Raw genomic sequence first — 14,949 nt, 5'->3', positions numbered from 1 at the left:
GTTTTATGGCTGTATCAGAACAAACGCCATATATTGAATATACTGCGAATGGCACCGCTACCAGCTTTGAATTGGAATTTGATTGTGATAATCGAGACCATTTAATTGTACTGGTTGATGATATAGAGCCAGTTGTGGGTGCGTGGTCATTAAGCAATGGCGCTGTGGTTTTTAATACTGCGCCTGAGAATGGTAAGAAGATTACCTTACAGCGCAATACACCATTCAGTCGCACTACAGATTACCAATCCTACAACAACTCATTCCGCCCACCAGCTGTGAATAAGGATTTTGACTGGATTTGGTTGAAGCTGCAAGAGCTTGGTGTTGCTGACTATTTACTTCGTCTTTATGTAGATCGATTACATGGAGAGCAAAAAACCTATATCGACCAAAAAGATACACAGCTTCAGGAGAACATCAGCAATCTTGCTTCTTATGTAGGTCAAAAAGATGTTGAGCTTCAGGGCAATATTGATAACCTAAAAGACTATGTTGACGATAAAGATGATGAGCTTAGGGCTTATTTACTCGCTGAAATTCAAGCCCAAGGTGTGGCACTAGATCAGTTAGATGAGTACTACAACTACTTGATGCAGCGATTGGCACAAATTGCAGTAGATGGTGGATGGGATTCATCTTTTGTCGTCCATAAAGATACTAACCAATATGAAATTAATGAGTTTGTTTACCCTAAGCTGCAACGCGAAAACATGTCAGTCTGGGATTTTTTTACAGATGTAGAATTAACATCATATAAAGCAGCGCCAACTACTTTTGATGCCTATCGACCTATACAAGAGTTCTTTGATTACATTGCAGCGAACGATGTCGGTACTGCGTACTGCAATGGCAGTTTTAGAACGTCGCAAGGCATTGTTTTTGGTGGTTCTGCTGGCTCAAAAACAAAAATGGTTATCGGCTACTTCACCATAACTGCTTTAAATGCTATTGATACAATGTTTACCGCATACACGGGTCAGTCTTTTGTGTGGAGTGGGTCTATTAATGCTCACGGCACAGGATCAGTATCTTACGCAAGCCGAACTTGTCGCGTTGGTATCAAGTGGGGTGGTGTCTACACAAGTTCTCGGAATGCTATTACAAACATAGTCGTGTCAAGATTTAGTCAGGTTGGACTTTCATGTAATAACCTGACAACACTTACTAATTTTGGAGATGTAAAAGCAAGCGATTGTGGTAGTGGTTGGGTTAGCGGTTCTTTATCGGCAAACTTTTCAAATCGTATAGATTCTGGATCGTCTGGGTCAACAAGTGCAAAATCTAAAATTACTGTTGATGTGCTGCCACCAGAAGTTTTAGAAACGCATTTACACGTCATTATTGGAGGTGAGTTATTTTTTGTTGATTCAGTTGATAGAGAGAATAAAACGCTTAACCTCAACACATGGTTTGATTTAACTTTGCAAACTGGAAGCCTACGCTATTTATTTGGAGCTGGCGTTCTTAGTAGTGGTGGAGATTCATCTGTAAATAAGTTTGCCAAAATTGATGCAACACGGTGTAGCTACGGATATTTATGTCAGTCATTGTACCCGCCTTTTGTTGATAACTTAGTTGGTCAATATTGCGGAGTTGTGTTCGGAATTGGTCAAAGTCCAGCAAGTGCAAGTCTTGGTGGAGCTATAGGAAACTTGTACTGTGAGGCTAGTGAGTTTGAGGTCGCAAGATTAACTCGTGCAGATTTAAGCTTCTCAATCCTATCGACTGGGCCATCCAACTTGTCACGCAGCACACGTGCAAACAATGGTAGGCTCAGTAGTAATACTAGTGGAATTACTACTGCTGCTTTCAAATCTCTAAGTATGGGGTACTATGGTAGTGTTCTTTCTTCAGAACAAGCGATATATGCGACAACAAACGGCTCTATAGATATTGTTAATCAGGATAGATCGCCTGTTAGGTATTTCACCAACAATTTAAATGTAAATATAGCAACCCCGAGATTGGACTTGATTCGATTATTTGCTTACGATTTTAGAAAACTTGTAGTTTTTGGAACATCATCAGCAAATAACTTCACGCCAACCACAGTTACATTTAATGCCCCATCAGGTTATACGGTGAACGGTCAAGCATCAGTCACTTTCACAAACTTCTCTTGTGTTGCGGAGTTTGATGTTGCGCTCTATAGGGGAACTACTGACTTTTTAGTTGCCTTAGTAGGAAATGTGATTAAACAAGCGACTGTGACATACGACCCGCCAAGTCTAGCAGCTGGTACTCGTGATGTAATTCAAACTATGACTGTGACAGGTGCGAATCTTGGTGACAATGTAAATATGTCATTCGATAAGGATCTGCAAGGCGTGAGTCTTATTGGTTATGTGAGCGCAGCAAATACTGTGTCTTACTATTTTGAAAACAGGACTGATGATACCGTTGATTTGGTAAGTGGTACAGTGAAAGCTAAAATTGTTTAAATGTGTAACCCCGACCTTATTTAAGATCGGGGTTTTTTTGTCATTAGATATAACGTTTTTATTTGTATAATGTATGCACTTTTTTTTCGTAAAATTCAAACAATGGAATTTAGACAAGATATACAAATATTAAGAGGGATGGCAGTTTTATTTGTTGTCCTGTTTCACTTAGAAATAGCCGGATTGTCCAGTGGTTTTTTGGGTGTAGATGTCTTTTTTGTGGTAAGCGGCTTCTTGATGGCCATCCTTTACAAACAAGGAGATATTAGAAAATTCTTTGAGCGTAGAGCAAAAAGACTATTACCTGCATACTTCGCTACAGTTGGCTTAACTCTCTTTGCATCTTTATTTTTGGTTTTGCCCTCTGAGTTAGGGCAGGTCGTGAGCCAATCAATATATAGTTTGTTTTTTGCAAATAATATTGGGTTTTGGATGCAAAACTCATATTTTACAAAGACCGATTTCAACCCACTACTTCATTTATGGTCGCTTGGGGTAGAAATCCAATTTTACTTGATTGTTCCATTATTAGTATGGTTTTTTAGAAAATCTAAAATTTTATTACCGCTGTTTCTTCTTGCGTCATTAGCTGCGTGTATTTTTATTGTTGGTATTTCACCTAAAACATCATTTTTTATGATGCCTTTAAGAATATGGGAGTTTTTAATTGGTTTCGCGGTTGCTACATTTTTCACAATTAATGGTAATTTAAAATACAAGAACCTTGAGGTGTGGGGGCTACTTGGCTTATTGGTCCTAACAGCCATCCCATTCATCAATGTTGATGGTCAGTCATTGAACAGAATGTACGGCCACCCTAGTTTTTATGCATTATTGGTATGTTTGGCAACCGCTTTTATTATTGTTTTTGGGCTTCCAAAGAGAATTATTAATTCTTTTCTTGGTAAGTGTTTAGCTAATGTTGGTAATTATTCATACTCAATATATTTAGTTCATTTCCCAATTATTGTTTTGTATTTATATGAGCCATTTTCAGGAACAAAACTATACCCAGAAAGCTATACCGATAAAATTATTTTATTAATACTTATAGCTCTCGCATCAATATTGATGCACAAATTTGTAGAGGTACGTAGATTCAATAAAATAGGGAGAGTCTATTTAATATCATTTATTGCGATATTGTGCTTAACAGGAATGACAAAGATTACGTCTAAGTTTTATAGTGAGGAGCAGCGAAATATTTTTAATGGATTGCGTGATCGTGCAACTTATAGATGCGGGAAAATTATGCGTATCACTAATCCTGGGGAAATTAGCTGCAAACTAAACTCTAGCAAGCATGAAAATTCAGTATTATTAATAGGAAATAGCCATGCTGATTCCATTAAAACAGTGTTTACATCAGTAATGGATTTGCATAAGTACAACACGTACTTTTTTGTGAACAATACTCCAATGATGGGTGGTGTTTTACCACCTAAAGAAATTATTAATGAGGCCCTTGAAAAGAAAATCTCTTGGATATTTCTTCATTATAAATCTGGTGGTTTAGATTTAAATAAATTAGAGGATTTGGTTCAACGAAGCAACCAGGAAAATATTAAGGTAACCGTGATACTTCCTGTGCCTATGTATGAATATAGCAAGTATTATGAATCATCAATCCCTAAGGCATTGTTTAAGAATAAAGTTTCAACTCTTACCCATGCTCAATATGTATCAAGAAATAAAGATGTGATTGGTAGTGTTAAAAAGTTACAGTTAAAATTTTCGAACTTTAATTATTTAGAAACTGCTCCAACATTCTGTAATCCGATATGTGCTATTAGTACGGTTGACAAAAAACCATATTATTTTGATGATGATCATTTGACTATTACAGGGGCTGAAATACTAAGGCCAACATTCGAAAGCATGTTTAAGTATTAACACCCAACAAACCACATCCAACCCTGATCTTTAATTAGATCAGGGTTTTTTATTACCAAAATTTAGGGGGCGCAAGTGAATGAGCCGAGTGCATCACTTTGGAAAAAATTAAATGAGGTGTCGGATCGGCTGCAACGCGTATCCGAACAATTGATTGAAGCAAATGCGATTAACAAAAGTTATCACCAAGCACTAGAGCAACAGCGCATTAAAGTTGAAGTGCTAGAGCAAGACAATCACAAAGCGCAGGGTGCAATTGGAATGCTCAAATGGGGCTTAGGGGTTCTTATTAGCATCGCAATTTCAGGCGGCAGCTGGGCTGTAACTTCTATTAATCAACTTAAACAAGATGTAGCCATTGTTCAAAGTCAGCGAGAGGATAAAAAACAATGAAATTTATTCAAGAAAGCGCGTGGCAATATTTGTCTGTAAAACTTCCAGCTTGGGGGGCATTTATTTTTGGTGTGTTGCCTGTGCTAATTCAAGAAGGTGTGAACACTCAGTTGATAGCACCGCAGTATCACGCCATGCTTTTAACTGTAGTTTTGCCTGCACTAGCATTGTTCGGCAAAAAAAAATATCAGCCTGAATTACATCCTGAACCAACCGTTTTAGGCTTCGCAAATCTTCCAGTTGATTCGATTACTTTTGATGAAGCGTTTAAGCGATTAATCGGGCATGAAGGTGGTTACAGTACAGATCGTCGTGATCCAGGCAACTGGACTGGCGGGCGTGTTGGTGTAGGCACCTTAAAAGGCACTAAGTTTGGCTTAGCTGCAAATACATACCCTAATCTTGATATTAAAAATCTCACACTGGCGCAGGCTAAATCGATTTATAAAAAAGATTGGTGGGACAAGCTTGGGGCAGATGGTATGCACTCGGCAATCGTATTCCAGCTTTGGGACTTTGCGATTAATGCAGGGAAAAGTCGAGCGATTAAAGAATTACAGCAGGCAGTTGGTGTGCCTGCGGACGGCATCATTGGGCCACAAACTTTAGCAGCTGTGAATGCGCATGACTTGAACGATGTAATTTTAAGTTTAACCGCAGAGCGTTTGAAGTTTTACACCAGCCTGAGCACATTCAAAACATACGGCAAAGGCTGGACTAATCGGGTAGCAGACAACTTGAAGTACGCGGCTCAGGATAATTAAAAAAGCTCTCATTTGAGGGCTTTGGCGCAAACCCTACGCAGCGCGGCGTGTTGGGGTTTGCTGTTTTAGAATACATTAAATTAATTGTGTGGATAACCTACCTTTTTATGAGCATACGAATCACGCACAAAGAAACGGAAATGGGGATTGATTTTTATTTATGCGTTACAGTTTGCGTTACACATACTTTTATTAGTTTATTATTTAATATAAATCAACAATATAAGAATTATATTATATGCACGCTGAGCGCACCATTTCCTTGTTTGATCACATCCGAATTAATCCTAATATTATTAAAAATTAATAACTTATATCTACTTATTGTCCGATAATGTCCGAGGGCGTTTTAGGATACCGTAATTTTTTACGGTATTTTTTACGGTACATTCCATTTCTGACAAAAATATACCGTAAAAATGCCTAAATTAGTTATCAGTCTGACTGACTCAAAAATTAAGTCTGCAATATCAATGCAAAAGAAATCATTTGAAAAGAATATTAAGCTTTCAGATGGTGGTGGCCTTTATCTATTGTTAGATAGAAAAGGTGGGGCATATTGGCGTTTTGATTATATTCGCCCAATCTCTAAGAAAAGAGCCACTATAGCTATCGGTATTTATCCAAGTTGTACATTGGCCAGAGCTCGCGCAAAACGAAGTGAGTTTAGAGAACTGCTTGCGCAGAATATTGACCCAGCAATTCAAAAGCAAGATAAACAGTCCCAATGTCGAAATAATAGTTTTAGATCAGTAGCAGATGAATTCCGTAAGACTGAAGAGCTGGAACCAAGTACACAACGTCGGAATCAGTTTATCTGGGATAAGCTTTATGTTGCTATTGGTGAGTTCCCCATTGATTCGATAACAGCCACTCAAATTTTGGAAGTATGCCGTCTTTATGAAAGACAAGGTAAGACTGACTCAGCAAAGCGAATGAGAAGTAAAGCATCTCAGGTGTTTCGTTATGCGATTGCTTTGGGTTTATGTCAATTTAACGTTGCTGACCAAATTAGCGGTATTTTGAAGGTGGGTAAAACTAAGCATCGAGCGGCTATTACTGATGAGCAAAAGCTAGGACAACTATTAAAGAATATTAATACACATGCAGGTCGTGGGGATATTGCTATTGATTATGCAGTCAAAATCTTACCCCATGTATTTGTGCGTCCTGGAGAATTACGTGCAGCAAAATGGGCAGATATCGATTTTAAAAATAGAACATGGAGTTATACACCGCCTAAGACCAAAAATCAGACAGCCCTACAACATATTGTTCCTTTGTCTGATCAAGTCTTGAAGCTGTTCCAAGAATTGTATTGCATTACTGGATATACCGAATATTGTTTTGTGTCTATGCGAGATAAAACGAAAACCATCAGTGAATCAACTATTAATAAACGATTGAAACAATATGGTTTTGAAAATGGTGAGACAACAGGGCATGGCTTTAGAGCTACGGCAAGAACTTTATTAGATGAAGTTCTAAAATTTCCTATTGAACGTATAGAGCAACAACTTGCACATCAGGTTCGCGATATGCATGGTCGAGCGTACAACCGTACTAAGTATTTGGAGGAGCGTTCAGTGATGATGCAAGCATGGTCTGATTATTTGGATCAATTAACGCATAAAAATGTAGAGTAATTAATTTAATAAATATTAGTAAGTTATAGTTTCAGTTAAGTTGACGCCACCTCCACCAAAATTCTTTCCGAAGTAATCCATCGGAATCTAAAAAAGCCTTTAAACTCAATGTTTAAAGGCTTTTTTATTGGCTGTATTGTCCGACTCTGTCCTAAGCTGTTTGACCCTATTTTTGCTTTATTAGGGTCAAAATTGGGACAATTTGACCCACTAAATAAGTTTAATTATGTGGGACAAAGATATGTCGCTTACTGATGTGCTGTGTAAAAAAGCATTACCGCAGGAAAAACAGTACCGCCTTTCTGATATTAATGGTCTGTCTTTACGAGTCGATCCGAATGGCAAAAAATATTGGTCTATCAGATACACGGAAAATGGACAAAGGAAGTCCAAAGCATTAGGTATCTATCCTGAGCTAAGTTTAAAGCGTGCAAGGGAGATCGCGCTTGATCTGAGATATAAACTCAAAAATACAACTGAGGTCGAGCAGGAGCAGCCTTATTTTAAGGAAGTCGCAGAGGATTGGTTCAATAATCAAAAAGAAACCTGGTCATCCAAACATATTAGTAATGTTCGAGCTTCCTTGGATGAGCTTTATATTGCTCTTGCTAATAAGCGTATTAATCAGATTCAGGCACCTGAGATTCTGCAGATCATTAAGAAAATTGAGGCAAGAGGCTCGCTTGAAATTGCAAAACGTACCTTATCTCGTTGCGGCATGGTCATGAAATACGCTATTGCCCATGGATACCGCTATGACAACCCGGCAGGTGATTTAGTTTATGCCCTCAAGAATAAACGGGTCAAAAACTTAGCTTCGCTTTCGGCCTCTGAAATGCCTGAATTTTTAAGAAAGGTAAGAGCATACCCAAGTGATGCTCAGACACATCATGCGATTATTCTGATTATGCTGACAGGCGTTCGGGTTAGTGAGTTGCTGCAAGCACGCTGGGAAGAATTTGATCTGGAAGGACGTAAGTGGGATATCCCTGAAGAGCGTATGAAGAACCGTCTTCCGCATCGTGTACCGTTGACGGACATGATTATTGCTGAGCTAAAGGCTTTGAGGCTTACTCATAATCAGGAACTGTTATTTCCACATCGTTTAAATAACAAAGAATCAATGCGTAGTGAGTCTATTTTGGCTGTGATCAAACGTTCAGGCTATACGGGACGAATGACCACACATGGTTTTAGATCTCTATTCAGTACTGTCGTAAATGAATCGAATCTGTTTAATCCAGATGCCATTGAGCGCCAGCTTGCTCATGTGCCGCAAAATAGAATTCGCTCGGCCTATAACCGAGCGCAATATTGGGATGAAAGGGTAAGGTTGATGGAGTGGTACGGGGAGCAGGTGAGGGAATGGATGGCTCAGTAAAGAGCCCTCCCTTCATCATCACACATTTCAAGTAAATACGATTCATTAATTAATTCTTCAAGTATTTCGCTCTCACTCTTGTTTTTAAAGAGCGCAAGTTTTTTTAGATTTCTTTTCGCTTGTTTTGTGAGAGGTAAGTGGTGTTTTGTCTTGGTTTTTCCCGCATCTCTAAATTTTTGTTGGCTCCACGATTTTGACATTCTTTGAAGTAATAGTTTTTTTTCTTTTGTATCAAGGGATAGGGAGTCTAAAGAGGAGGTAATAATAATAGATGGTTGATCCCTTAAGCTAAAATTTCCCAAAAATAAACTTAGTAGCAAGTTTTTAGATTCGAGATATTTAATGATCCAACTTGTCTGGTGTGAATTTTTAAAATCTATCCATTTAAGATCATTTTCAGGGGTGGCGTTGTGTTGGTAGTTGTGCATGTACATGAATAAAAAATTTATTTTCTCTCTAATCGATTTGTTAATGGTATCTATCGTAAATTGCAAATACTCGTATAGATTCGTGTTTGGTAATCCTTTAGTTCCCTCAGGTAAATGCTTATGTAATAAAAAGACTATTTGTCTTAAATCATTAGACTGAAGATGGTTAAAGCATTCTTCATCAATCAAATTTTCCATTAGTATTGAATTTAATTTATTCAGATCAATTTCAAAAAAATCAATTTGATTTCTTAATTGAGATATTTTTACGTGTTTATTTAAGTTGTTGATAAATATAAATTGATCTTTGTTACAGATTTTCAAGTTATAGCATAAAAAGTTAAGTTGCCTATTTGAGCATTCATATAACTTTTTTTCCAATAGGTCTGAATACTTAAAGTGCACTGCCATGATACAAAATTCCTTGTTGATAATGATACTTTTATCCTTTTTTTTAAAAAAAATAAAGATATTTAAGGAATATTTAAATATTATTTTGGTGATATTTTAGTGATATTTTAGTGATATTTTAGTGATATTTTAGTGATATTTTAGTGATATTTTAATTATCTATTTAATATTAAATCAAATACTTATGTTATTTTTTTATTTTTTTGGGTAAGCATCCGGCTAACACAGCCTTACCAAGCGATCCTATAAGCCTTAATTTAGTCCCCACCTAAAAACAAGTGGGGACTTAATCCATGAACACGGATATATATTCAGCAACACCTCCTGTTGCTAAAAAACGCAGAACATACAGCAAAGAATTCAAACTCAGTATTGTCAATGCCTGCAAAAATCCTAATACCTCGATCGCTTCGGTCGCACTGCAACCTAGTATTAATGCCAACCTTGTCAGTCGTTGGATCAGGATCTTCAGCCATCATGATGGTGCCGTGCAGGATCCTACTCATGTGAATCCAGCATTTATTGCTTTGCCTTACACTGCTGCAATCAGCCAACCTATTGATGAGAGGATCACGTTGTGTATCACCGTGCCTCATACGAATAATGATATTCAGCTAAAATGGCAGACATCAGAAATACCTGTCTTGGCAGAATTACTCAAGGCACTGGCAACATGATCCGCATTGATGAAATCTGGTTGTCTACTCAGCCCATGGACATGCGTGCAGGTATGGATACGACCATGGCTCAGGTGGTGAGAGCCTTTGGCTACATCAAACCATAATGTGCCTACCTTGTTTTGTAATAAGCATGACTATCATATGAAAGTCGTGGTGCATGATGGACAGGGGGCTGGCTGTGTGCCTGGCTGCTAGTTACTAGAATAAAGTAAATTTCACTGGGCTAAAGTTCACCAGATTGAAATAGTGGCGATTAGCTCGGAGCAGTTACAGCCCTTGATCCAGGGGTTGCTCTGGCAGAGAATCGCATTACAGCGGAGGGTGAATATGCTCTAAATCAGTCTATTCAGCCGTCCTCCAAACCTTCTATCTGCCAAACAATGCGGTCACTACTGGGTCTGCCTTAAATCGGTCATCAAAGAAATGGCACAGCCGCTATATTCTGAAGCTAAGTCATCGGGTATGGAAGCGTCCGCTAATATTTAGATCTACTACTTGTACTACGCAAAGGAGTACGTAATTTTTGAATATTAAGGAGGGTATAACCGGGTGCTGAATTGCGCCTTCGTAGAGATTAGGCTGTGTGCTGGAAAGCTCATATGCATGGTTCCTAGGTTCGCGTAGGTAATTACGTCTGATGATCTAACGATCAGATACGTCCCTGTTGCTCTGCATTAACTGCAGCTCATGGGGCATAGAACTAGTTGTTTGTTGCTCACTACAAAGTGGTCAGCTAGTGGCGAATATCATGACCTTGATTCAGTCAGTAAAACTGAATGGGCTAAGTCCCTATGCCTATTTAAGTGATGCGTTGAAAAGGTTGCGTACACATAATTGGCAACTATTTTGACACCACATGAGGTTAACCAAACGCTTGTCTTAAAAAGTTAACTTTAGCTTCAAAAAAATTATGAATGACAAGGATGAGCTGGGTTGCCTTTCTTTTGATCGTTGGCCACCCCGTGTTCTTAAGCTATTCTCTTAATGGGTTTTTATAATTATATATTTAATTTAATAAGAATTTAAAAATATCTAATCTATTCATTTTCTTACATAGAGCTTTACCATTGAACTGGTCTCACTGCTTATGGCTAGCAGTGATAGATAAGAAGCTCATAAAAAAATACATAGCATGCTTAGGTATGATTAATAACCTAAGCGTGATGAGCATGTTTGATACTTCATTATTTTACAATGAGTCCTATGTGATGACTCAAATTGATCTTTTTATAAGAAAAATCCCTTACCAAGGGATTTTGTTAAAAGAGTTCAGGAAAACTCTGTCTGAATTAATTGTACCCTTTAAATTTCATGATAAGCCAGGACTATCTTATTGCCTATCTATTCGAATATTTTCTGATATAGTTGCTTTAATTGATAGGAGGTTAGAAGCAGATGGGTTTGGTATAAATTATAATATAATTATATACTTAGATGATAATTTAACTAAAGCTCTTATTGGGATTATAAAGGACCAAGGATCTGCGCTGAAGGCAGATACAGAAAAGTTAAAAAGACAGGAAGTCTTGAACCGTGAGTCTTTAAAAGAATATGTAAATCAACTCACACAGCATTATGCAAAATTACTTTTTGTGAGAGTGGATCTTTATTTTGATGAGGAGGGAGCAATAGACGTATCAATGGTTGAATATGCTCAATATATGAAAACCTTGAGAAATAGAATATCCAATAAGGATGGTTGTTTTTCTGATTTACAGGGATATGCCTGGGCAGTAGAGCAAGGCGAGCAGCGAGGATACCACAGCCATTTACTTCTTATCTACGATGGTCACAAGCATCAAAATGACTGCTACTTAGGTTTAGAAGTGGGTGAGTGTTGGCAGAAGCTTCTCAATGGAAAAGGGACTTTTTTTACATCCAACCATCCGGATTATAAAGCCAAATTTAGAGATGTTGGTTCTTTGGGAGTGGGAATGATTCATCGTAATAATGCCAGGGAAGTAGCTAATGCAATCAATGCGGCAATGTATCTCGTGAATCCTGAGAAAACCAATCAATTTTTAAAAGTCAAATTACCTAAAATGAAAACATTTGGGACAGGTCAATTTAATGTTAGCTGGAGAAGAGGAATCTAAAGCTAAATTATTTCAAATATATAACATCACTATGAATGTCATGGCTCTTTTACTTTGAGCTATTAAATCAATGAATTTTAAGCCTGTTTTCAAAAGCAGGCTTTTTCGTTATTTGGAGCTATATATTATGAAACAATGCCCATCTTGTAATTCTAGTCAGATCAGCTTGATTGGGATCAAGTCACGAGTGCCAGCAGTATCCGATGTTTCAACTTTACTGACTTCTCCTACCACAATGTCAGCATTAGGGGTAAACCTAATTCGTTCAACCAATCTACCCCCAGTTATTGGGGCAATTGCAGGGATCGTTATTAGCGGGGTGTTTATGGCGTTAACGAATGATGAAACTAATCAGCCTATGTACTATTGCCATTCATGTAAAAACCATTTTGATGCCAATTTACGTCAATCCCTTCAAGTCTATAACAGATATTAAAAGGAGACTAACTATGGCACATCAACTTGAACAAATGGCGTATGTCGGTCAAACTCCTTGGCATGGTCTAGGGAATCAACTCACTCAAAATCAGCCGATTGAAGTCTGGGCAAAACAGGCAGGCATGGACTGGCGAATTGAATCTTCCGATGTCAGCTACATGGCACAGAATGAACGTGGGCAGAGCATCATTATGCCCTATGAAGAACAGCGAGTACTGTATCGTTCCGATACTCATGCACCCTTGTCTGTGGTCAGTCAGCGTTATCAGGAAGTCCAGCCGATGGAGATTCTGGAGTTCTACCGGGATTTGACTGAGCAATCCGGCTTTGAGTTGGAAACAGCGGGTGTACTGAAAGGCGGGAAGAAGTTCTGGGCATTGGCCCGTACCGGACAAAGCACAGCACTCAAGGGTAAGGATGTCAGCAATGGCTATATTCTGCTGGCGACTGCCTGTGACGGTACACTTGCCACTACAGCACAGTTCACCAATATTAGGGTTGTATGCAATAACACCTTAGCCATTGCCCTACGTGGACAAAGCAGCAGTGCAGGTGTAGTCAAAGTGCCACACAGCACTAAGTTTGATGCGGATAAGGTCAAACAACAATTGGGCATCTCAGTTCGTGCATGGGATGAACACATGTATGAGATGAAGCAGCTGAGTCAACGTAAAGTCACTCAAGGTGAGGCAGCAGCTTTCTTTGATGCAGTGTTCAACAATACCAGCATGAGTGTTGCCGATCAGGAGGAGAACATCATTCAGTTCTATCGGAATATGGCTACTCCAACTCCAGTCAAAGAAAAGCCTGAACCGAATGGACGTGCCATGGCTAAAGTCATGGACATGTTTAATGGACAAGGCCGTGGTGCAGAACTCAGCTCAGCCAAAGATACTGCCTATGGTTTGCTGTGTTCAATCACCGAGTTTGCTGACCATGAACGTCGTGCCATGAGTACCGATCACCGCCTCGATTCAGCCTGGTTTGGTGCAGGTGCTGCGTTAAAGCAGCGTGGACTAGAACAGGCGCTTCGCTTAGTGGTTTAAGTTTCATTTAAGCCAGTGCTATTACAATAATGGTCAAGGGTCATGCAGATGATCCTTCTCCAGTGAAACCCCCTTTTGCCACATCTCCAGATGTGGCTTTTTTTATGCCGAAAATTTTACAGACCTCACTATTTATAAGGATCAAAGCATGAATCAGATTGCACCGATAAATACCTCTCAACTCCCTCATTTCCCAATTCCGAATGAGATGAATGAATCAAATACCGTAGCTAAACGAACAGCGACAGCCAAACGTTTAGCCAATACTAAAAATATGGATTACCAAGAATGGCTAGAAGTGCGTAAGCAAGGGATTGGCAGTAGTGATGCCGCAACCGCATGTGGATTGAATCCCTACATGTCGATGCTGGAACTGTGGATGATTAAAACTGGTCGAACTCAGCAGAATGTTGATGATGACAGCTCAGGCGTTGCACCGTTGTACTGGGGCAAACAGTTAGAGCCACTGGTAGCGGAGTACTACAGCTTGCATACCAATAATAAAGTGAGACGAGTCAATGCCGTGCTTCAGCATCCTGATCCTGATAAACACTTTATGTTAGCCAATCTGGATTACACGGTGGTCGGTAGTGAGGACGTTCAGATCCTGGAATGCAAAACCGCAGGTGAGCATGGAGCAAAATTGTGGCGAGATGGTGTGCCTTTATACGTGTTGTGTCAGGTGCAACACCAACTTGCGGTAACAGGCAAACAGGCAGCGCATGTTTGTGTCTTGATCTGTGGGCATGAAACCAAGATCTTCAAAGTGACACGATCAGAATCCGTGATTGAACATATTGTTCAAGCAGAACGATATTTCTGGGAATGCGTGGAAAAGGATACACCACCATCCGTGGATGCAAGTGAATCCGCAGCTAAAGCGATTCAACAACTTTATCCAGCGCATGTACCTTTAACCGTAGAGGATCTCTCGCAAAATGAAAATGCCAATTTGATGTTCGACCAGCTCATCAAAATGAAAGAAGAGATTCAGCATAAGCAGGAACGCTTTGACCAACTGAAGCATCAAATCCAAATGCTGATGAAAGATGCTGAACGAGCCACCTTTGCTCATGGTTCTGTGGTGTGGAAGAAAGCCAAGGACTCCATCAGTCTGAATACCAAGGCATTGCTTCAGCACCAGCCTGAACTCATTGAGCTTTATCCACTTCAGAAGCAAGGCGGTCGTAGATTCAACATCTATACCGACTAGCCTGTTTCAGCCCATTTAAATAGCGATTCGCAAAAACCCCTCCCCGCCCTCCATTCGCTAGGAATAGAGGGCGGGGAGCGGCTTTTGTAGCGAGCTATATACATATTTATTTAATC

The 14,949-nt window shown here is 39.2% G+C and carries 11 protein-coding genes and 1 pseudogene; 11 read left to right on the top strand and 1 reads right to left on the bottom strand.

Features of this window, described 5'->3' with window-relative positions; translation table 11 throughout:
• Positions 1-5: 5 nt before the first annotated feature.
• The 6 genes from C3Y93_RS14405 (at position 6) to C3Y93_RS04700 (ending at position 8,521) form a co-directional block, all read left to right on the top strand.
• Complete coding sequence (locus C3Y93_RS14405) at positions 6-2,444, top strand: hypothetical protein (RefSeq protein WP_213064884.1); 2,439 nt, start codon at positions 6-8, stop codon at positions 2,442-2,444.
• A gap of 102 nt (positions 2,445-2,546) precedes the next feature.
• Positions 2,547-4,337 carry an acyltransferase family protein gene (locus tag C3Y93_RS04720; protein ID WP_104853243.1) on the top strand — a complete coding sequence of 597 codons (1,791 nt, stop codon included), beginning with the start codon at positions 2,547-2,549 and terminating at the stop codon, positions 4,335-4,337.
• A gap of 75 nt (positions 4,338-4,412) precedes the next feature.
• Positions 4,413-4,730 carry a hypothetical protein gene (locus C3Y93_RS04715; protein ID WP_104852230.1) on the top strand — a complete coding sequence of 106 codons (318 nt, stop codon included), beginning with the start codon at positions 4,413-4,415 and terminating at the stop codon, positions 4,728-4,730.
• Positions 4,731-4,978: 248 nt separating this feature from the next.
• Positions 4,979-5,494 (top strand): glycoside hydrolase family 108 protein, encoded by a 516-nt coding sequence (locus C3Y93_RS04710; RefSeq protein WP_104853242.1) that lies wholly within the window; start codon positions 4,979-4,981, stop codon positions 5,492-5,494.
• A gap of 419 nt (positions 5,495-5,913) precedes the next feature.
• On the top strand, positions 5,914-7,140 hold the full coding sequence (locus C3Y93_RS04705) for a tyrosine-type recombinase/integrase (protein WP_104852229.1): 1,227 nt from the start codon (positions 5,914-5,916) through the stop codon (positions 7,138-7,140).
• Positions 7,141-7,381: 241 nt separating this feature from the next.
• Positions 7,382-8,521 (top strand): tyrosine-type recombinase/integrase, encoded by a 1,140-nt coding sequence (locus C3Y93_RS04700; RefSeq protein WP_104853241.1) that lies wholly within the window; start codon positions 7,382-7,384, stop codon positions 8,519-8,521.
• Here C3Y93_RS04700 and C3Y93_RS04695 read toward each other — a convergent pair.
• Entirely contained in the window at positions 8,515-9,360 is an 846-nt protein-coding gene (locus C3Y93_RS04695) for a hypothetical protein (RefSeq protein ID WP_104852228.1), read from the bottom strand. The genes C3Y93_RS04700 and C3Y93_RS04695 overlap by 7 nt on opposite strands.
• 293 nt (positions 9,361-9,653) lie before the next feature.
• Between C3Y93_RS04695 and C3Y93_RS04690 the strand changes: the two genes are divergently transcribed.
• The 5 genes and pseudogenes from C3Y93_RS04690 to C3Y93_RS04670 all read left to right on the top strand — a co-directional run bounded on the left by C3Y93_RS04690 (position 9,654) and on the right by C3Y93_RS04670 (position 14,833).
• On the top strand, positions 9,654-10,037 hold the full coding sequence (locus tag C3Y93_RS04690; protein ID WP_104852227.1) for a transposase: 384 nt from the start codon (positions 9,654-9,656) through the stop codon (positions 10,035-10,037).
• A gap of 718 nt (positions 10,038-10,755) precedes the next feature.
• Positions 10,756-10,890: pseudogene (locus tag C3Y93_RS04685) on the top strand (transposase domain-containing protein); the annotation flags it as partial.
• A 358-nt stretch (positions 10,891-11,248) separates the two neighbouring features.
• Positions 11,249-12,136, top strand: a complete 888-nt coding sequence (locus C3Y93_RS04680; RefSeq protein WP_158660388.1) for a YagK/YfjJ domain-containing protein — start codon at positions 11,249-11,251, stop codon at positions 12,134-12,136.
• Positions 12,137-12,585: 449 nt separating this feature from the next.
• Positions 12,586-13,620, top strand: coding sequence for a DUF932 domain-containing protein (locus C3Y93_RS04675; protein ID WP_104852224.1), 1,035 nt, complete (start codon positions 12,586-12,588; stop codon positions 13,618-13,620).
• A 208-nt stretch (positions 13,621-13,828) separates the two neighbouring features.
• Positions 13,829-14,833 carry a YqaJ viral recombinase family protein gene (locus tag C3Y93_RS04670; RefSeq protein ID WP_416224610.1) on the top strand — a complete coding sequence of 335 codons (1,005 nt, stop codon included), beginning with the start codon at positions 13,829-13,831 and terminating at the stop codon, positions 14,831-14,833.
• Positions 14,834-14,949 lie beyond the last annotated feature (116 nt).

Origin of the sequence: Acinetobacter sp. SWBY1, assembly GCF_002946595.1 — a bacterium.
GTDB classification, from domain to species: domain Bacteria; phylum Pseudomonadota; class Gammaproteobacteria; order Pseudomonadales; family Moraxellaceae; genus Acinetobacter; species Acinetobacter towneri.
Note: the sequence above shows the minus strand (reverse complement) of the source record. Positions and strands in the feature narration are given on the sequence as shown.